This window comes from Thomasclavelia spiroformis DSM 1552, from assembly GCF_025149465.1.
In the GTDB taxonomy this organism is placed as follows: Bacteria; Bacillota_I; Bacilli_A; order Erysipelotrichales; family Coprobacillaceae; genus Thomasclavelia; species Thomasclavelia spiroformis.
In genome coordinates this window covers 2135655-2157542 of record NZ_CP102275.1, presented here as the reverse complement: position 1 = coordinate 2157542, position 21888 = coordinate 2135655, and the positions used below count along the sequence as shown (strand labels likewise).

Here is a 21888-nt window from a genome sequence, read left to right as displayed (position 1 = left end):
TTTAATTTTGTTAATTTTTTTGAATAATAGTAAGTTGTTCATTATCTAGTGAATATGTTAAATCAGTAGGTAATTTAGAACGAATGTGAATAAGTTTATTATTATCAACTTTTCCATTCCATGTAGCGACAACAACTAATTTTTCTGCAAGATTTTTTAAAAATGATAACATATCAATATTTGAATCCTTAGTATAAAGGATCTTTTTATTATCTAGTAATAAAACATCTTTATTATAAGTTACTAAGAAATTATCCATTACTTCTGCAATATTATTATTAGTATCTTTAAAAATATTATCTAAATCTAAAATTGGAATACCACTATCTTTACTGTATTCATGGATTAATTTTGATTTACCGCTACCTGGTAATCCTACAATTAATATTAATTTGTTTTCATTTTCTTTTGCTTTTTCGATTGCATCTTTTAACTGATTCATTATTTTGACCTCCTTATCAAATAATTTAAAAATGAATATACTACTTATTAATATTTTATCATTACTAATTAATAATAGATAGTAATATAATAATTTATTTAAATAATTAACAAGAAACTGTACTATGTATTGTAATACAGTTATCTTGATGTTATAATATAACTGTATTAGTTATAGTGATACAGTCAGGAGTGATAGATATGAAAAAAATAATGATGATTGTGCTAATATTAGCAATGGTTATTCCAGTTTCGTTACAAGCGATGGATAATGATTCGAGTATAGAATCTTATAGTACTGGTACTAATATTAAAGGTGATTGTGTAGCGAAATATGTTGAACTTAGCGATGGTTTGAAGGGAAATTTAGTTGTTAAAGATAATGGATTGGGTTTTATTGATAATGACGATTTTTTAATTAGTGTTAATTATCCAATTAAATATTTTGAAATAATTGATGATTTAGATAATGATAAGATTAAAGATATAGTTTTGTATGTTGAAACAAATAGTGGTTATAGTAATTTTTTAATTGTAAGTTCTAAAGATTCTAAGGTTTTATATGAATTAGCCTTAACTCATCAAAATTATAATGAACAAAAGGGTTTATTTATTGAAAATTCAATTATTCGTCAAATAGTTTGTGATAAAGAATATGTTTATCTTATTTATGATCATCATTTATTAAAAATAAATGCTAAGAAAAAAAGTATTGTTTATGATCATGAAGAAGATGATAATATCTGGAAATTAATATTAATTGATAATCAAGTAATTTTTACGACGCAACTTGGACAATTAGTTAGTTTAGATGATGATGGAAATATAAATTATCGTAAAAGTATTAGTAAACCAATAAAAGTTAATTCAATGGAAAAGAATCATTTAGTGGGTATTAATTTATGGGATTTACTAGTTTTTAATGATAAGTTATATGTTAGTTGTGAAAATGATAAACTTTATGAAGTTGATTATCATAATGGTGAGGTTATTAATGACTTAAAATTAGATATTGTTGATCAAGATGATTTGATTAAAAGATTGAAAGAGCAGTATAGTTATGATTATGTTAATTCTAAAGAGATAATTGCCATTACTGGTGTATTTTCTAAGGCCTTTAATGGTTATAAATTAAAACAGATTAAAGATGATTTGATGTTAGTAGAAGCATATTTGGGTGATAAAAATTATCAACAGATAGAAATGTATGGTGCTAGTAATACAGGAATTGAGCCATCGTTATTATTAATTTCTGATGATTTTGAGGTGATTAGTAAAATTAAATTAGAAAAATATAATTTAGATTGCTCAAATGCAGTATTATCTATGTATCAAGGACAAGAAGCTATTATAATACCGAGCAGTTTTAATAAAGATGTATTAAGAATTTCGGTGTATTCATTAGATGGTAAATTATTATCACAAAATGATATAAGAAATTTGGGAATTAGTTTAGATAATATTAAAGTAAGTTTTAGTAAATATAATGATGATTATTTATTGCAGATAAATAATGGTAATAGTTATATTGTTCATAATGATTTAAAAACAGTAAGTTTTTTAGGAAGTTCTAAGATCGTTAATAAAATTGCTGATGTTGATGATGGAGTAATTGTATCAAGTAATCAAAATGGTAAGATTAATGAGATATGTAAATTAGGATTGAATGGTAAAGATGATATATTAACTAAAGTAGATGCTTCTAATAAGTATATGAATAATGGTTTTGAAGCTATTACTTATGATGATAATAGTGGACAATTGTTATCTTTAGTAAATGAGATAAATAATAAAGATGAAGTAATTGCTAGTCATATAGTGATTATTGATATAGATAGCGGAAAAATTACTCAAGATCGAAAAGTTTTATTAGAAAGTAATAAGTATTTAGTTGGTAGTGAAATTAAATATTTTAGTGATTTAAATAATGATGAAAAAAAAGAAATATTAGTAGATAACTGTATTATTGATGGCAATAGTTTTGATTTAAAATCGTATTTTGATCCAATGATTGAAGAAAATGGAATGATAATAGAAGTTGGCGATTTAAACAATGATAAAATTGTTGATTATGTTAATGTTGGAGAAAATGAAATGAGAGTTTATCATTCAACGCATAACAATTTTGACATTAGTTATTCAAAGACTAATATTACAAAAAAATATGATAAAAATTTATTAAATAATCAATATGTTAAAGTTATTGGTGACTTAGAACATGAAGGAGTTAATTTATTTATAATAAATGCACGAAATAGTGAGGGGTGTCAATATTATCAGGTAATCAATCCTAAAGATTTATCTGTACGTTTTAATTTATTAGAAGATGGAGTCTATAATTATGGAGAAACATTTGTTTTACCAAAGATTGATTTTAATCAAGATGGTTGTGATGATTTAATTTTTAATAACCCAAGTGGCTCAACTGTAGATTTGTTAAGTGGCAAGGATGGAAAAGTACTACAGACAGTCAAATTAAATCCTGATAGTGATGATGATAGCATGACAGCAGTTGTTTATGATGAAATTATTCCAATTCAATTTTCCGAAGATAAAATGATTTATCAATTAGAAGATATAAATGACGATAGCATTAAAGAATTAGGGTATTTTTATTATGATTACTATAAAGATATTAATAATTTTAAAATTTTAGATGGAAAAAATTATGAACAATTAAAAAACTGTAGTTTAGAAAATATCGAATATCCAAATAATTATGCGATACCAGTTTTACACCAAACTAAAATATTAATAAACGATGGTGAATATAATCAAATTTATGATTATAAAAAAGGACAATTAGTTGCTGGAATTAAATTAGAAGTGACAAAAGCAAGAGCAATGAATGATGAACGTATTTTAATGGAAAATAATGGACAGTTATATGCTTTTGATGATAGTTGCGATTTTAAATTAGTTGATTTTAATAAGAATAGTAATGGTAAAATGAAAATTAAATATCAAAGTGACAAAAATGGTCAAATGAGTGTATATGATCAAGGAAAATTAGTAACTGTAAGTAATGATGAAGATATCTCATTAAAATTATTGGAAGGGAAACATAAATTAACGTTTTCATACAATGATAATGAAGGTAAGATTACGCATATAAATAAAGTTGTTGAAGTTGAAAAATCATCTGTTTCTAGATATTTAATTATTTTATGTACGTTAATTATTTTTGGTGGTTGTTTATCATTAGTGGTTTATCCAAAATATCGTTTGAAAAAAGGTAGTGTTAAATATGGAAAAGTTAATTAGAGTTGAACATATAAATAAATATTTTGGTTCATTTAAAGCAATAGATGATATATCTTTTGAATTAGATGGTGGAAAAATATATGGTATTATTGGCCCTAATGGTGCAGGTAAATCTACGACAATGTCAATATTGATGGGGTTGGTTTTTCCAAGTAGTGGTAGTGGAATAATAAAAGGTTATCCGTTAGGTTCAAATGATGCTAAAAAATTAATGGGTTATTCTCCAGAGTTTCCAAATTTTTATAGTGATATGAGTTGTTTAGAATATTTAGTTTACATGGCTCAATTATCTGGTTTTAATTATGATGATGCAATAAAAAAATCATTAATTTTATTAGAAGAATTTGGATTAAGTAATCATAAATTTAAAAAAGTAGCTGATTTTTCTACTGGTATGAAGAAAAAAGTAGGTTTAATACAAGCTTTGATTCATGATCCAGAAGTACTTTTATTAGATGAACCGACTGCAAATCTAGATCCAAGTAGTCGTAGTGAAATTATTCATAGTTTAAAAAAATTAGTAAGTCAACGTAAAATGACTGTATTAATTAGCTCGCATGTATTAACTGAATTAGAGACAATTATTGATCATGTTATTTTGATTAATCAAGGTCATGTGGTTTTAAATCAACCTATTGATGTTTTACAACAAGAATTTAGTCAAGAAAAATTACTAGTTTCATGTAAAGAAAATAAACCTTTAAGTAGATTTTTAGATGACAAACAATATCAATATACTTTTGAAAATAATGTCTTTAGAGTAAAGACAAATGATAAAGTTAATTGTAAGCGAAATATTATTGAATTCATATATCAAAATAATCTTGAGTTAAATTTATTTAAAGAAGAAACAATTACTTTAGAGAAACTATATCAACAAGTTGTGGAGGATGGAAGAAATGAAAGTTTTAATGTCTAAAACATTTACAAAGATGTTTAAATTTTTACCATTTGTTATTATTAGTATATTAAGTGGTTTACTCGGTTTCTTGTTTTCAAATATTTATGAAAGTTTAACTCGAAATGTATTAACTTTTGATAGTTTTTCTAATAATATTTTGAATACGTATAGTTTGTTTGCTTTTATGATTATTGCTGGTATCATGATTTGGGTTATATGCTCTAACTGTGCAACAGGATTATTTGCAAGTGAGATTCATGAAGGCACAATGAGGTTGTTATTATCTAAGGAAATTAGTAGATTTGATTTAGTTTTATCAAAAATTTTAGGAATGTTATTGGGAAGTTTTGTTTATTTGATTAATAGTTTTTCTGCTTTTCTGCTTGTATTTTGTTTGTTTACAGCTGTTGAGAAAGATATTTTGTTATTGATTATTAAAGCGACGATATTATTTATTATCTATGGAATTGTAGTGATTTTTATAGTAGGAGGAATTGGAACATTTTTATCTTCAGTATTTAAAAAGAAAGTTCCTGCTATTTTAATTATGATATGCTTAGGTGGATTGATTTTTGGAATAGTACCAATATTACGAATCATTTTAATATCACAAGGATATTATAATCAGTTCCATTTATATTTTTTAGATATTAATTATCATTTTGGTTTGATATTTAATAATTTTTTAACAATGTTAGGTGATTTATCATTATCACAAAATATAAATCAATTATTTACTATTTTTACTAACTTATATACACAAGGAACAGGTGATATTGATATTATACTTAACGATAGTAGTTATTTTGTAATTAATAATTCATTAAATAGTTTAGTAATTATTATTAGTTATATTATTGGTGCAATTGCTTTATATGGACTATCATTTAGGGTAATGATGAAAAAAGATATTTAAATAAATTTTTAAAAAGATGCAATTTTGCATCTTTTTATCTTGTTTTTTGTTATTTGTGTTTTATAATAATTGAGGTGATATTTATGTATTTGGTATTTGATATTGGCGGAACTGCAATAAAGTATTGTTATTTTGATACTAATGGAAAAATGTTTGATAAAAATGAATTTTTATCAATGACATTAACAAGCTTGAATTTGTTTATCTCAAAATTAAGTGAAATATATTTTAAAAGCAATTATCAAATTGATGGTATAGCTTTATCTTGTCCAGGTATCATTAATAGTAAAAAAGGAGTTATTGAAGAGATTACAGCATATCCTTTTTTAAAGGGGGTAAATTTAAAAGATCTTTTATCAAAAGCATGTAATGGAATTAAAGTAACAATTGAAAATGATGCTAAATGTGCTGGAATAGCCGAAATATATGCTGGCAATATAAAAGGACATAAAGATGCTATAGTTGTTGTCTTAGGTACTGGAATAGGTGGTTGTGTTATAAAAAATCGTAAAATTCATCACGGAAATAATTTATTTGCTGGTGAATTTAGTACGATTATTGTTGGGTATGATAAAAAATCACATCGAATATTGACATGGTCTGATATTGCATCTACTTCAGCACTATGTAAAAGAGTTTCAAATATGCTTAAAATTAAAGAAATTGATGGGCGAGAAGTTTTTGAACTAGTAAAAAATAATAATCAACAAGTTATTGAAATCTTAGATTCTTTTTGTTTAGATATTGCGATTCAATTATATAATTTGCAATCTATGTATGATCCAGAGGTGATTTGTATTGGTGGAGGTATTTCTAAACAAAAGATCTTGATTGAAAAAATTAAAAAAGCTTTGAAAAAAGTTCAAGTACAAAGTCATCAATTATTGATGCCAAACGTAATAAACTGTAAATATTATAATGATGCAAATTTAATCGGAGCGCTATATCATCATAAAATATGAAAATAATTTTATTTTTTAACTTAAAAAAGTATCATATTGTTTGTAATAATGTTATAGTATAAAATGTATATTTTATAAATATTATTTGTATATAGCTAACCGTAGTTTTAGGGGGGATGATACATGAGTAAGATATGTAAAATAAAAGATATATTAATTGGTGATGGAATTCCAAAAGTTTGTGTATCAGTTGTAAGTGATAATCATCAAGCAATTATTACTGATATAATTAGATTGATGGATTATGATATTGATATAATTGAACTTAGAATTGATTATTTTAAAGAATTGTTAAATCAACAGAAATTAAAAGAATTATTTAAAATGATTGCAACTTTGGAAATGAAACAAGCACTTATTCTAACATATCGAAGTGTTAAAGAAGGTGGCTTGGGTGAATTAAGTCATGAAGAATATATTAATTTATATAAAATAGCATTAGACAGTGGAGCTTTTGATATTTATGATGTTGAATTATCAAGTGGGACTAATGCAATTATTACATTAAATAATATGATTCATGAAGCTAATCATAAAGTTATTATGTCTAGTCATGATTTTACTAGAACACCAAGTTTAGATACGATGTTAGAAAAAATTAAACAAATGGATTCATTAGAAGCAGATATTATTAAATTAGCAGTCATGCCAGAAGATTATAAAGATGTATTGTTGGTATTAGAAATGACATTGCGAGCTAATGAAATTTATGATAAACCAATTGTTACAATGTCTATGTCTAACTTAGGAATAGCAACAAGAATCTTAGGTGAACAATTTGGTTCAGCAATTACTTTTGGTAAAGATAATGTTGCTTCAGCATCAGGACAAATTGATATACGTTCTTTAAAAGAAGCTTTAAAAATTGTTCATGAAAATAGCTAAGGACTAACAAGTCCTTTTTTTCACCTTTTTTTTAATTAAACATATTATAAATTAGGTGATAGTATGATAATTGATCAAGAAGAACTCACAAAATTATGTAAGTATTTGTATTTAAAATTTTTTGATTATAAAGATATTGTTTTAAATGATATTGATATTAAGATATCTGATAGTATTTATATTAATGCTAATTTAAATTATTATGGCATTGATACAAAGGTACAAGCAAAAGTTGATTTAAGAGTTGAAAATGATTTAATCGTAGATATTGATGGTATAGCTAAATATGGGTTTATTAATCTTAGTGTAAATAAAATTTTAAAAGAAATGATTAAAGATTATCAAGATATTGAAATAACTGATCGGGGTGTTATTGTTTTAAATGATTTTTTAAAAAGCGTTGAATTAAAAAATGGTCATGTATGTATAGAACTAAAATAATCTAATGATTATTCTAGTTCTATGTGATATATTCTGCCCCATAAATATATTTGATAGAAATATGCAAGTAACTGAGGGCCCATCATTAATTGACCAAACCAAGGATATTTAAAGGACGTTCCTTTTGAATTGATTAAATCTAATAATTTATTATGATTAAATAATTTTAATAAAATATTATCTTTATCTTTTAAAGACTCTTTTAGTAACTCTACAATTAAGTCACAATAAAGTGGAGAATGAGTTTTTGGATAAGGATTTTTTTTACGATTATAAATATCATTTGGTAAAAAATCTTTAAAAGCATCCCTTAATAATCCTTTTTCCATATTATCATGATATAGATATTTCCAAGGAACATTATATATATATGAAATAATATCTTTATTAGCAAATGGAACACGTAATTCAATTGAACTTTGCATTGTTTGACTATCGGAGCGTGTTAATAATGTTTGCATAAACCATTCAATATTTAAATAAATCATTTTTCTTTTATGTTCATCTTCAAAATTTTGATCATAATAGTCTATTTCATCTAATGTTTGATAATATTTATCAAGAACATAATTTTCAATATTTAATGTTTTTACGTTATCATTAAATAATTCCATTCGTTTATCAAATTCTCGCATCCAGGGAAACCCTTTGACATTGATTAAATCTTGACGATAAAACCAAGGGTATCCACCAAATATTTCATCAGCACATTCTCCAGATAAAACAACTTTATGATGTTGTGATATTTCTTTTGAAAATAGTAAGAAGCTAGAATCAATATCTGCCATCCCTGGGGCATCACGAGCAATTAAGGAATCTTTTAGGGCCATTACTAGTTGTTTTTGTGATACTGTAACGGTTTTATGGTTTGTAGAATAACGATCTAACATTTCGTTGATGTAATGTTCATCTCTAGTTGTTTGATATTCATAAGGTTGGAAATATTTATCTTGATCTTGATAGTCAATGCTATATGTTGACAGTTTAGAAACATATTGGCTAGCTACAGCAGTAATAATACTAGAATCTAAACCGCCAGAAAGCATACAAGAAACAGGAACATCACTTAATAACTGTTGTTTTATACTATGATTAACTAATGAACGTATATCATATACTGTTTCTTCATAGTTACGAGTATGTTTTAATCGTTTTAAATGCCAATATCGTTTTATTTCTTTAAAATTACTATATACATTCATATAATGCCCAGGTCTTAAACTATAAATATCTTTATAGAGAGTTCTTCCTGGAGATATACTAGGTCCTAAACCTAATAGTTCTTTAACTCCTGTTTTATCAACAATACAACGTTGTAGATACATTAAGATACATTTGATTTCACTAGAAAAAATAAAGAGATCATTTTTATGATAATAATATAGAGGTTTAACTCCTAGATGATCTCTAGCTACAAATAATTTATTTTGATATGAAATAACAAAAGAAAAAATACCATCAAATAAATTCAAACATCTTGACCCATAAGCAATAAAACTGACAACGATTACTTCTGTATCGCTTTGAGTAGAAAAATGGAATCCTTCATTGATTAATTGCTCCTTGATTGTATTCATATTATATATTTCGCCGTTATATACAATCGAATATTTAATATTATTATAAACATATTCAAGTGGTTGTTTACCACCGTTTATATCAATAATTGATAATCGACAATGCCCTAATAATACATGATGATCATGAATTATTTTATAATCATCAGGTCCACGATGTTTTATTAACGATAGCATTTTATTAAATATTGTAATTTGATTAGATAAATCTTCATTTTGATTATACATACATAAAAGACCACACATATTAATCACCCCTTATAACATATGATGATCTTTTTTTTATATGCTAATATTATAAAAAAATAAACATGGATGAATCCATGTTTTAAGTTATTCTTTTTTGGGTTTATCATTGACAAATTCTTTAATTGAAGTAGCAAGTCCTGCCATTCCTTGAAGCTCACTTGGAATAATAATTTTTGTAGCTTCACCTTTAGATAATTCCTCTAATGCTTTAAATCCTTGTAGAGTAACATATGCATTATCAGGATTTGCTTTATTAATATATTCAATTCCTTTTGCTTGAGCTTCGTATACTAATCTTATTGCTTCAGCTTCACCTTCGGCTTTAGTGATTGCTGCTTCTTTTTGAGCAGTTGCTCTTAAAATCATTGATTCTTTATCACCTTCGGCATTTAAAATAGCAGCAGTTTTTTTACCTTCAGCTTGTAAAATTGCTTCACGTCTTTCACGTTCAGCACGCATTTGTTTTTCCATCGCTTCTTGGATATCGCGAGGAGGAATGATGTTTTTAACTTCAACACGGTGAACTTTGATTCCCCAAGGATCAGTAGCTTCATCAAGAATACTGCGCATTCTTGAGTTAATAATATCTCTAGAAGTTAATGTTTCATCTAATTCTAGATCCCCAATAATGTTTCTTAAAGTTGTAGCTGTTAGATTTTCGATAGCGCTAATTGGATAATCGACCCCATAAGTAAATAGGCGAGGATCAGTTATTTGATAATATATAACGGTATCAATTTGCATAGTAACATTATCTTTAGTAATAACTGGTTGTGGCGCAAAGTCAACAACTTGTTCTTTTAGTGTAACTTTGTTTGCAACTCGATCAAATATTGGTATCAAAATATGCAAACCTACATTACATGTACGATTATACGCACCGATTCTTTCAACTACATATGCTTTTGATTGTGGAACAATCTTTATCATTGAAGCAAGTATAAAAATTACAATCAAAGAAAGTAATATTAATAAAATAATAGTAACAATAGTATCCATTTTAATATCCCCTTTATTCTTCTATTTTTTTAACAATTAAATGAGCACCTTCAACAGCAAGTATCTCACAATATTCCCCTTGATGAATTGTTGTATTATCATTGCTTGTTGCCATCCATAAAGTCGACATTACTTTTACTTCACCTTTATTATCAGCGGTAATTGTTTTAGTTACTAAACCGTGTTTTCCAATTACACGATCAAAATTGGTTCTTTCAATATTACCACGTAAATATTTTTTAGAAATTGGTCTAATAATAATAGCACATATTGAAGTAACAATAACAAATAAAGCAATTTGAATTGTAGTACTTGCATTTAATAAATATGCAATTAATGCAACAATACTACCAGCTGCAAACCAAATACTGACTAAATCGATAGTAAGTATTTCAATAATAATGGCAATAACAGTAATTGCTAACCAAATAGTTAACATTTAAATTCCTCCCTTTATAAATCGACTAATAGAATTTGATGGATTACATCAAATCTAGCATCATATTTATAATATTTATTATCACTTAAATCTAGTCGATAAATTTGCGATAATTCTCTAATAAAAGTTTTGTTTGAAATTCTACCATAGCTTTTACCAATTGAAATACGATGTAGTTGATCTTCTGGATAGATTTGAGTATCAATTTCTTGTTTTTGTATCGGTTTAATTCCTAAAAGATTATTTTTTCGATCAAGCCCTAACAAAACATAATTTACATCTTCAAAATGCCTGCATGCTGCTTTATTTAATGTCAGGTTGGTACTATAAATAGTAACTGTTTTTTTAGCAATATCGTTTGTTGACCACTCAAAATTCATAGTTATCATCCTTTCATATTTAATTATATTATAAAAATTATTTTTATTCAACAATATTATATAATTTTCTGAAAATAAAAATTAAAGCGTTTCCATTAAAAAGTGCAAAGAATATAAAAATACAGAATGTTATAATTTTTCTTGTCTGTGGAGGGAATACGTATAAAAAGCTAGTTAAAATGAATGATTATTTAATCGAGTTACTAAAAACAAAATATAATAATGCGGATCGGGGATGATGTAAAAAAATGAAAATAAAAAAGCTGTTTAGCACGGTATTATCTTGTTCCCTAATCGTTGGTGGTTTAACTGTTGGTAGTAATACTAAAGTAAAGGCCTTTAGCGATGTTGTTACAAATGTGGATGATAATGTTGTATCAATTGGGAATGACTATATTTCAAGAGAGTTTTCAATTAAAAATAAAGCAATTTTAACTAGTTCAATTTTAAATAAACGTATTGATTTAAATTTACAGCCACAAAGTGGTTCAGAAGATTTTGTTATTAATACAATTGCTTCTAATGATAGTGGAAAAGACGATGAAGAAATAATAACAAATGACCCAGAATGGATTTATACAGACTCTTTACCTACAGATGGATGGAGTGCTACATTGAAAAATGATAGCCAAACTTTTCCACAGGCACAAACAGATACTTTATTTGATGATAACTTAGATACATATGTTGATTATTATCAAATAAGTGGATATCCTTTTACATTAGACATTAATTTTGGAACTGTTCAAACAATTGCTGGTATGTCAGTTAATAAACGTCCAGGATATCAAGATTCTAAATATGGAATTAATGGAACAATGGGAAGTTATGAAATTTGGATAAGTGAAGATGGTAATGACTATACAAAATTAACTGAAGGAGAATTTACAGAAGAAGATTATAACCTTCATCAAGATGGGGATTTATATAATGTTGGGGATATGGTTTTTGTAAATTTTGATGCTCCAGTTGAAACACAATATGTAAGGGTTGTTCAAACAGGAGTCGCACTAGGAAGTGTTCAAGAATTTTCAAGTGCTGAAATTGATTTTTATGATCAAGAAATCACAAAAACTCAAAAGGTTGTTGAACCTAAACAGGTATTAGATCGTGGTGATTGGTCTGTCACTATTAAAAATGCTAATGGAAATATCATGAGTGATAGCGAAACAGAAAAATTAATTGATGGTAGTTTGGATACTCATCCAAATGAATATACTGTAAATGGTAATCCGTTTACTGTTGATATTGATTTAGGCAGTGAACAAACAGTACGTTCATTATCTATTGATAAACGTCCAGGATATCCAGATGCTAACTATGGTATAAATGGAACATTAGGAGAATTTGAATTATACGTTAGTGATGATGGAGCTAAATGGAATTTAGCTGGTGCGGGAAACTTTACAAAAGAAGCTTATAATCTTCATGATGAAGGAGATTTACATAATGTAGGTGATCGTGTTTATGCTAATTTCTATAAACCATATGCTACAAGATATGTAAGATTAGTACAAAAAACATGTGCTATAGGTTCAGCTCAAGAGTTTACAAGTGCTGAATTAAATCTTTATACTGATCAATATTACGGGCCTAACTATAATACTGAAGTTAAACCAATTTCAAAAGATGCAATATTATCAAGCGCATTAGTATATGAAGGAACTGAAGTTGAAAATGTGGAAAATGGTAAGAAATTAACTATTTCTTATGAACCATATGAAATTAATGGGGTAACTTATGATATTGATCAAGTAGTTGTATTAAAATCAGGTGATCATTATATGCGTTCTTTCTTAGAAATAAGTGTAAGTGACAAAGATAAAGCACAAATTGATTATATTGATACAGATAGATTTGTATTACCAGAAGATACACAAGGTGTGTGGTGTCATCCTGATGATAGCCAAATTTCATCAATGTGGATTGGTCAACATGAATTAATGTTAGGACAACCAATTTACGTGAATGGTTTATTCATTGGATCAGAGTTCCCTGCAACTGACACAATTATTAAAGATAATGAAACACAAATTCGTTATTATTCAGGTAAAACATTTACTCGTATGCAAAAAGATAATCAGCTTACAACTGATGGTAAGTTTGTTACTTGGCAAAATGTAGTAGGTGCAGCTCAAGGTACTGATACTTCAGTAGTACAAACAGATTTCTTTGATTATATCGAAGATATTGCAACACCAACTGACTTTAGAAAACAATACAATTCATGGTATGATAATATGATGTCAATTACTGATGAAAGTATTGCAAGTTCTTTCAATGGTATAGAAAAAGAACTAGCTAAAAATGGTGTAGAGCCACTAGATTCATATGTAGTAGATGATGGATGGAATAATTATTATTCTGTAATTGGTGATACCACTTATGTAGGACCTGGACAAGATTCAGGAAGTGGAACACCAAATCAAACAGGATTCTGGGAATTTAACAATAAATTTCCTAATGAACTATATACATCTAGTTCATTAGCAAATAAATTTGGCTCAACATTTGGGGTTTGGGTTGGGCCACAAGGTGGATATAATTACTTTGGTGGTTTTGGTAGATATATTGAAGCTTCAGGTACAGGATATGCACAACCTAATTCAGCTCTTGGAACGGTAGTTTGTACAGGATCAAGAAAATATCTTAAAAATTTTGAAACAATGGCAATTGATTATCAAAATAGATTTAACGTAGAATACTGGAAATGGGATGGATTTGCATCTAGGCCATGTAACGATCCTGATCATGACCATATGGTTGGTGGTGACAACAACATGTATTTTACTTCAGATATGTGGGAGGCATGGACAGATTTATTTGATCATGTAAGAGAAAATAATCCAAATATTTTCATTAATGCAACATGTTATGTAAACTTAAGTCCATGGTTATTACAATGGGTAAATACTATTTGGGTACAAGATTCAGGTGATACAGGACAATTAGGTACCGGTGAAAGACATCAACAAAAAATCTATTATCGTGATCAAGTTTATTATCAATTATATAAACATAATCAAATTCAATTCCCATTAAAGAATATTTATAACCATGATCCAATTTATGGTGTATCTGACGGAAGTTATGCAACTACAGAAGTATTTAGAGAATTTTTATTCGCTAATGCAGTTCGTGGTACTGCTTTCTGGGAATTATATTATTCTCCATCTATTATGGATGAAGCAAAATGGCAAGTAACTGCTGATGCACTTGCATGGGCAGAAGAAAATCATAATGTATTGAAAAATGCAAAATTATTTGGTAACCAACCAAAAGACGGTGTTTATGGATATTCAAGCTGGAATGGAAATGAAGGAATTGTTTCATTTACAAACCCAACTGATCAAGAACAAACATATTCACTTGAAATTACGGATGTAGTTGGTGCTCAACCAACATTAAAAGATGTAATTGGAGTGCAGGTATATCCATATGCAGAAGGTAATATTGAAGGTATAATTTCTTATGGTGATACAATTACTGTTACTTTAGCTCCACATCAAACAATTATTCAACAATATGGACATCAAGATAATGTTGCTCCAAAAATTGTTTCAGCTAAATCAACTGGCAATAATGAAATCACATTGAAATTTAGCGAAAGAATTCAAGGTGGAACTTATACTGTTGATGGTAAAGAAGTAAGTGCACAATTAAAAGATGATTACAGAACAGTAGTATTAAGTGCTGATAGTATTACTGCTCATGCTAATGTTGCTGTAACAGGAGTAAAAGATTTCAATAATAATGAATTAACACAAGATATTAAAGTTGCATATTATAAAGATGGTGTTGTAGCAAGTGTATCTGGACAAGATGATTTAAAAGATGCTAAAGGTATTGAAGATACTTATAATGCTAATCAAGATACAATCTGGTTAGGTGGTATTAATAAAGCATACACAGTAGATACTGATAAACAGCTTAAAGGAATCGAAGATTTCAGTGTTAATTTAGGAGTAGAAACTGAAGCTACAAATGTAAATTTAGTAAAATTAGGAAATGACGTATCTGTTTCAATCGACGAAGATGGATATGTAGTATTTAAAGTAAAAGATCTTTCTGTAAGCTCTAAAGAAACTGTAACAACAGTAGAAGAAAAAGCTCACGGAACATTTGGAACTGATGAATACGTTCCTACATCTACAACTTCTAAAGTAGTTGGAAATGTTAATGATGGAAATCCTCATTCAATTAACGTAGTTCGTGAAGCAAATGGAATGCTTAAAGTATATGTTGATGGAAAATTATCAAATTCTGTATATGATAAAAATCATATAAATGAAAATATTCAAGGTGGTAATATTGTTGTAGGAGATGCTGATTTTACAGGTAAACTTGCTCAAATCACAGTAAAAAATAGCTCGGTTGGATATGATGAAGTAAAGGCGTTAAGTAATGAAATTGCTGACATTGTTACTCCATCACATGAAAATTGGACTGCAACTGCTTGTTCAGAAATGACAGGAACTACTGGTGATGCCAATGCTATGGCAGCTATTGATGGAAATAAAAATTCATGGTGGCATACTAATTATGTAGGTCAAGATACATGTAGTGAACCACATTGGATTGCAGTTGATTTTGGTGGAGAAGAAACTTTTGATAAGTTTTTATACACTGGACGTGGTTCTAGTTCAAACGGTTTAATTAAAGATTATCGTTTAGAAATTAAAGATGCTCAAGGTAATTATACTGTAATTAAAGAAGGAACTTTCTCAAGTGAAAGTAACGAAAATATTGTTGAGTTAGATAAAGACTATACCGGTTATGGTATTCGTTTAACAGCTTTATCAACTCATAATGGACAAAACTTCGCAGCAGCAGTAGAAATTGATGTCGCTAAAAACGATGTAATGGCAACTGAAAATGAAATTACACAAGTTAAAAATACTATTATTGAAGATGCAAAAACTATTAATTTAGATAATTATTCGACTGTAACTGCTAAACCAGTAGCAGATTTAGTAGCTAAAATTGAAATAATGAATACTGCATCTAAAAATGCTTTAGATTTATTAACTAAAGAATATAATGAATTGAAAGCAGCGTTAATAAATGTAGCAGAATTGAAAGCCGCAATTATTGAAGGGGAAAAACTTGATAGTGATAATTACACAGCTGAATCTTACCAAGTATTTGCTGATGCTCTTGTAGTAGCAAAAGCAACTGTAATTAATGCGATAACTGACGAAGAAGTTATACAAGCTAGTGAAGCATTAGCAACAGCTAAAGAAGCATTGGCAAAGGTAGAAATTGATACAGATAAAACAGCCTTAAAAATTGCTATCGACATGGCTAATGTAATTACTGATGAAGATTTGGCTAATGTTGTATCAGCAGTAGTTGATGAATTCATTGCAGCAAGAGATGAAGCTAATGCAGTATACAATGATGCTAGTGCTTCGCAAGTTGAAGTAAATAACGCATTTGACAGACTTGCAAGTGCAATGCAAAAATTAGAATTCTTCAAAGGAGATAAAACAGCATTAAAAGCATTCATCGATAAGGTAAGCGGATTAGAATCAATTAAGTATACAGAAACTACATGGACAGCATTTGAAACAGAGTTAACTGAAGCAGTAGCTGTATATAATGATGAAAATGCAATGCAAGAAGAAGTAAACAATGCATACAGTGAATTAGTAACAGCATTCTTGAACTTAAGATTAATTCCAGATAAGAGTTTATTAGAAGAATTAATCAATAAGGCAGAAGGATTAAACGGAGTAAATTATACAAAAGCAACATTTGATGGATTAACAAAAGCATTAAATGAAGCAAAAGCAGTATTTGATAATCCAAATGCTTCACAAGTTGAAGTAGATAATGCAAAATTTACATTAGAAAAAGCAATCGATAGCTTAGAAGCTAATGTAAATACACCAGTAAATAATGGTGATACAACTACAAGTGTAAAAACAGGTGATACAACTAATCTATGGTATCCACTTGTAACTTTAGCGTTTGCGTCAATTGTATTATATGGAACTAAAAAAAGAAAACATTAATTAAAATTAAAGGTTAGATAATTGATATATTCAATTTATCTAACCTTTTTTTGGTATTATAAAAGTATACTTTTGATTATTTTTAGTTTATAATGTCTTTGAGGTGTAATATGAAAAAGATAGTTAGAATATTGTTAGTAATGATTTTATGTATTGGTTTGATTGGGTGCCAAACTAAAGAAAAAAATAGTTATACAGGGACTTATACGTTAAAATATTTTTATGTAGAAGGATGTTCAAATTGTGAGTATTTTTCAAAGAATGGATTGCCATTAATTGAAGAAGAATTCGGAGATCATATGAAAATTGTCAAATATAATATGGATGATCGTGAGAGTGTTGATGAAGTTAGAAATGCGTATGATGAGGTTGTTAATAATATAATAGATTTTAATCAGGATGATTATGGATTTGGTCCGTTTTTAGTGCTTGATGGATATTTTGCTCAACTTGGAGTTGAAGATGTTGATTATTTTTTAGAAAATCTAATTTCTGCTATTAATGATGGTAAACTAGGTGAACCGATGGATAATGATACATATTATTATTTCAAAGATGGTAAAATAAAGGGGGAATAATATGTCTACACCACATAATGAGGCTTCTGTTGGTGAAATTGCAAAAACTGTTTTAATGCCAGGTGATCCGCTTAGAGCAAAGTTTTTAGCTGATACGTATTTAACAGAAGTTAAGCAGTTTAATAGTGTTAGAAATATGTTGGGTTATACAGGAAACTATAAAGGGAAAAAAGTTTCTATTATGGGTTCGGGTATGGGAATGCCATCAATGGGAATTTATAGTTATGAATTGTTTAGTCAGTATGGAGTAGAAACAATTATTAGAATTGGATCATGTGGTTCTTTTAGAAAAGATGTTTGTTTAAGGGATATTATTATTGTACAAGGATGTTGTACAGATTCTAATTTTGCTTATCAATATGAATTGCCTGGAATTTATAGTGCGATCAGTGATTTTGATTTGTTGGAAAAAGCAGTTATGAAAGCTCGTCAACTAAATGTGAGCTATCATGTGGGAAATGTTTTATCTTCAGATATCTTTTATCATGCTAATAGTAATACAACTGAAAAATGGGCGTCAATTGGTTGTTTAGGAGTTGAAATGGAATCATATGCCTTATTTGCAACAGCGGCTTATTTAAATAAAAAGGCATTAACGTTATTGACTGTTTCGGATTCTTTAATATCTGATGAACAAACAACAGCTAAAGAACGTGAAAAAACGTTTGTTACGATGATGGAAATTGCTTTGGAGATTGCTTAGTGAAGCAAAAGTTTGCTTTTTTTGATTTTGATGATACGCTGATTCATGGTGATTCGGGAAAAGCGTTATTAATTTATTATTTTAAAAGACATCCGTTATCGATTTTTAAATTATTGAAAGTTGTTGTTTTGTATCCGTTATATTTATTGAAAATTGTTGAATTTCAAAAGTTGAAATCATCATGGTTATTTCCGATGGATAATTTAAGTGATGATGAGTTGAGAGATTTTTATCAATCTTCTTTAGTGCCTAAATATTATTCAAATGTTGTTGATGAGTTGAAAAATAAAAAAGAACAAGGATATATGATTTATATTTGTTCTGCATCGATTGAAGGTTATTTACGTTTTTGTGATTTGCCGGTTGATGGAATTTTAGGAACGAAAACAAAGATTGTTGATGGTAAGTACACTAGTAGGATGATTGGAAAAAATTGTAAAAATGCTGAAAAAGTAGTTCGTTTAAATAGTATTCTTAAACAGTTGGGTTTAGAAATTGATTATGATAATTCATATGCATATTCTGATTCATTACATGATATTCCAATGTTGAAAATGGTAAAAAATAGAATAAGAATAAATAAAAAAAATGGAGAAATGACCCCATTTATAATTAAAGAGTAGGTAACTACTCTTTATTTTGTATCTAAATCTATAAATAGTAACATAATGTTAATAAGTCCTGCAATTCCTACTAATATATAGATAAGCATTGATAAAAAGCTATCGACTCCAAATAGTGAATCAACAAGATTAAAATTGAATAAACCTATTAATCCCCAATTTATAGCACCTATAATTGTTAGGATTAAAGAAATCTTTTGTAATATGTTCATTATTTCATCCTCCTTATTAAAGTGTATCCAATAAAATATAACTTTATACATAATATTGATAAATTAACATATTTTATTAATGGGGGTGCGATTTTGAAAAAGATATATATTGGTATTGCTGTGGCTGTAGCATTGGTGGTGGGATCATTAATATTTTTTAAATTCAAGGATACTTCATTGGATAAAACAATTGAAAAAGTTAAAGCTTATGATAAATATGTCCTTACATGTAATATGGAAATGGTTGAAAACGATGAATTAAAGAGTTATTTGGTAAATGTAAGTTATTTTAAGGAAAAAAAGGATGAGTATTATAAAGTTGAACTTTATGATAAATCATTAAACCAATCACAAATTATTGTAAAAAATACAGAAGGTGTTTTTGTACTAACCCCAACTTTAAATCAAGTATTTAAATTTCAAAGTGATTGGCCTAATAATTCCCCTAAACCATATATTTATCAATCTTTAATAAGTTTATTAGAAGAAGGTGAGGTAGAAAAAATAAAGACTGGATATCAAGTTAGAAGTAAAGTTACTTATCCAAATGATTCAAGGATTGTTAGCCAAGAAATGATTTTTGACAAGTCTTTATCACCTAAACAGGTTATAGTGTTAGATAAAGATGATTCTGAGATTATTACAGCTAATTTTACTGAATTTAAAACAGATACTAAATTAGATAAAAATGATTTTGATGAAAAAAGTATTTTAGAAAAGAGTACTAATGAATATGCAGATGTAGCAAGTGAACTACCTTTATATCCAGTTGCATTAATGGGAAGTACATTAGATAGTGAAAAAGTATCGACTATAGATGGAACTACTAATCATATTTTAAAGTTTACTGGTGATAAAAGTTTTACTGTTATTGAATCTCCAATGGTCCCAAGTAATGAAGTGAATGTTGAAGAAATAGATGGTGAAGTAATTGATCTTGTAGATGGAGTTGCTTTTTATGATAATGGTGAATTAATGATGATGAAATCTGGTATTTTATGTAAGATCTATTCTGAAGATTTGAGTAAAGATGAAATGGTTAGTGTAATTAGTAGTATGCAAACAGCTAGTATTAAATAGAGGCAATGCCTCTATTTACATAATTATTTGATTAGTTAATTGAAATATTACAATGTTTGGATTATACTATGGTTTATGGAGGTTTTTTATGAGTTTACATAGGGATACATATGCAATGATTAATTTAAAGTATTTAAAAGAGAATATAGAAACAATTTATAAGCGATTTAAACGTCCATTAATGGCGGTTATTAAGGCTGATGCTTATGGACATGGATATAAAGAAGTTGCTAGCTATATAAAGGATTTAGAATATATTGAAATGTTTGCTGTGGCAACATTACAGGAAGCAATTGAATTAAGGGAATTAGGAATAACGAAAGGAATTTTAATTTTAGGAGCTGTTCCAACAACTAAAGAGGAAATAGAATTAGCTATTAGTTATGATATATCTTTAACTATGATTTCTTTAGAATATATGTATCATTTGCAAACCTTAATATCTAATAAACCACTAAAAATTCATATAAAACTAGATACAGGAATGCAACGAATCGGATTAACAAATAAAAAAGAATTAGAAGAAATGTTACAAACAATTGATCGAAGAAAATTTATTTTAGAAGGTATATTTACACATTATGCAACTGCTGATGGTGAAGAAGCTGCCTTTGTAAAACAACAACAATTATTTTATAAATTAGTTGGTCAACATGAGTTTAAATATATTCATTGTTGTAACAGTGCTGCAATGGCATATCATCAAGATAATAAATCTAATTTAGGGAGAATTGGAATTGTTATGTATGGTATTGATCCGGCAGGAAATGAATCTGATTATTATAAACAAGTAATGTCATTATTTACTAGAGTATCTATGGTAAAGAAAATAAAAGCGGGTAGTCGTGTTGGTTATGGTTTAACTTATACAGCCAAACAAGATGAATATCTTGCTACCTTACCAATTGGTTATGCAGATGGAATAATTAGAAAAAATCAAGGACGTAGGGTTTATATTAATGGCAAATATTTTGAAATCGTGGGTAGGGTATGTATGGATCAAATGATGGTAAGAGTTGATGAAAGTGTAAAAGTAGGCGATAAGGTAGAAATTTTTGGAGATCATATTAGTTTAGCTAGCATGGCAAAAGATTTAGACACTATTCCTTATGAAATAATATGTTTGATTTCAAAAAGAGTGGAACGTATATATATAAAATAATAAAAAGCTATAACTTCTAAGATTTTTAGTAGTTATAGCTTTTATATTGTAAAAAAGAG

General features: G+C 27.7%; 18 protein-coding genes. 12 read left to right on the top strand and 6 right to left on the bottom strand.

All coding sequences use genetic code 11. The features are described 5' to 3' along the window. Positions 1–10: 10 nt before the first annotated feature. Positions 11–442 (bottom strand): BREX-3 system P-loop-containing protein BrxF, encoded by a 432-nt coding sequence (gene brxF, locus NQ543_RS10240; protein ID WP_004609459.1) that lies wholly within the window; start codon positions 440–442, stop codon positions 11–13. Between the two features lie 200 nt (positions 443–642). Here brxF and NQ543_RS10235 point away from each other — a divergent pair, with 200 nt between their 5' ends. The 6 genes from NQ543_RS10235 (at position 643) to NQ543_RS10210 (ending at position 7810) form a co-directional block, all read left to right on the top strand. Next, positions 643–3705, top strand: a complete 3063-nt coding sequence (locus tag NQ543_RS10235) for a hypothetical protein (protein ID WP_039903918.1) — start codon at positions 643–645, stop codon at positions 3703–3705. After that, positions 3689–4624 (top strand): ABC transporter ATP-binding protein, encoded by a 936-nt coding sequence (locus NQ543_RS10230; RefSeq protein WP_004609461.1) that lies wholly within the window; start codon positions 3689–3691, stop codon positions 4622–4624. Before NQ543_RS10235 ends, NQ543_RS10230 begins: the two co-directional genes overlap by 17 nt. After that, positions 4605–5522 (top strand): ABC transporter permease, encoded by a 918-nt coding sequence (locus NQ543_RS10225; RefSeq protein ID WP_039903920.1) that lies wholly within the window; start codon positions 4605–4607, stop codon positions 5520–5522. Before NQ543_RS10230 ends, NQ543_RS10225 begins: the two co-directional genes overlap by 20 nt. Positions 5523–5605: 83 nt before the next feature. After that, positions 5606–6484 (top strand): ROK family protein, encoded by an 879-nt coding sequence (locus NQ543_RS10220; RefSeq protein WP_004609463.1) that lies wholly within the window; start codon positions 5606–5608, stop codon positions 6482–6484. Between the two features lie 123 nt (positions 6485–6607). Further along, positions 6608–7369: a type I 3-dehydroquinate dehydratase gene (aroD, locus tag NQ543_RS10215; protein WP_004609464.1), complete on the top strand. Its 762-nt coding sequence runs from the start codon at positions 6608–6610 to the stop codon at positions 7367–7369. 63 nt (positions 7370–7432) lie between these two features. Then, the gene (locus NQ543_RS10210; RefSeq protein WP_004609465.1) at positions 7433–7810 is read left to right on the top strand and encodes a hypothetical protein; all 378 of its coding nucleotides are present in this window, start codon (positions 7433–7435) and stop codon (positions 7808–7810) included. A gap of 8 nt (positions 7811–7818) precedes the next feature. On the opposite strand, the gene asnB is transcribed toward NQ543_RS10210, so the two are convergent. From asnB to NQ543_RS10190, 4 genes are all read right to left on the bottom strand, one after another. Next, positions 7819–9633 (bottom strand): asparagine synthase (glutamine-hydrolyzing), encoded by a 1815-nt coding sequence (asnB, locus tag NQ543_RS10205; protein ID WP_039903923.1) that lies wholly within the window; start codon positions 9631–9633, stop codon positions 7819–7821. Positions 9634–9720: 87 nt separating this feature from the next. After that, the gene (locus tag NQ543_RS10200) at positions 9721–10635 is read right to left on the bottom strand and encodes an SPFH domain-containing protein (protein WP_004609467.1); all 915 of its coding nucleotides are present in this window, start codon (positions 10633–10635) and stop codon (positions 9721–9723) included. A gap of 13 nt (positions 10636–10648) precedes the next feature. Then, positions 10649–11074 carry an NfeD family protein gene (locus tag NQ543_RS10195; protein ID WP_004609468.1) on the bottom strand — a complete coding sequence of 142 codons (426 nt, stop codon included), beginning with the start codon at positions 11072–11074 and terminating at the stop codon, positions 10649–10651. A 14-nt stretch (positions 11075–11088) separates the two neighbouring features. After that, positions 11089–11454 (bottom strand): hypothetical protein, encoded by a 366-nt coding sequence (locus NQ543_RS10190; RefSeq protein WP_039903927.1) that lies wholly within the window; start codon positions 11452–11454, stop codon positions 11089–11091. A gap of 248 nt (positions 11455–11702) precedes the next feature. On the opposite strand from NQ543_RS10190, the gene NQ543_RS10185 reads away from it, so the two are divergent. From NQ543_RS10185 to NQ543_RS10170, 4 genes are all read left to right on the top strand, one after another. Continuing rightward, positions 11703–17471, top strand: coding sequence for a discoidin domain-containing protein (locus NQ543_RS10185; protein ID WP_004609470.1), 5769 nt, complete (start codon positions 11703–11705; stop codon positions 17469–17471). Positions 17472–17581: 110 nt separating this feature from the next. Further along, the gene (locus NQ543_RS10180; protein ID WP_004609471.1) at positions 17582–18049 is read left to right on the top strand and encodes a hypothetical protein; all 468 of its coding nucleotides are present in this window, start codon (positions 17582–17584) and stop codon (positions 18047–18049) included. 1 nt (position 18050) lies between these two features. Next, the gene (deoD, locus tag NQ543_RS10175) at positions 18051–18752 is read left to right on the top strand and encodes a purine-nucleoside phosphorylase (RefSeq protein ID WP_004609472.1); all 702 of its coding nucleotides are present in this window, start codon (positions 18051–18053) and stop codon (positions 18750–18752) included. Next, positions 18752–19375 carry an HAD family hydrolase gene (locus tag NQ543_RS10170; RefSeq protein ID WP_004609473.1) on the top strand — a complete coding sequence of 208 codons (624 nt, stop codon included), beginning with the start codon at positions 18752–18754 and terminating at the stop codon, positions 19373–19375. The genes deoD and NQ543_RS10170 overlap by 1 nt, the downstream gene beginning before the upstream one ends. Positions 19376–19386: 11 nt before the next feature. Here NQ543_RS10170 and NQ543_RS10165 read toward each other — a convergent pair whose 3' ends face one another. After that, entirely contained in the window at positions 19387–19587 is a 201-nt protein-coding gene (locus tag NQ543_RS10165) for a DUF378 domain-containing protein (RefSeq protein ID WP_004609474.1), read from the bottom strand. A 93-nt stretch (positions 19588–19680) separates the two neighbouring features. On the opposite strand from NQ543_RS10165, the gene NQ543_RS10160 reads away from it, so the two are divergent. Further along, positions 19681–20667, top strand: a complete 987-nt coding sequence (locus tag NQ543_RS10160; protein WP_039903929.1) for a LolA family protein — start codon at positions 19681–19683, stop codon at positions 20665–20667. A gap of 88 nt (positions 20668–20755) precedes the next feature. Then, positions 20756–21829, top strand: coding sequence for an alanine racemase (gene alr, locus NQ543_RS10155; protein ID WP_039903932.1), 1074 nt, complete (start codon positions 20756–20758; stop codon positions 21827–21829). Positions 21830–21888 lie beyond the last annotated feature (59 nt).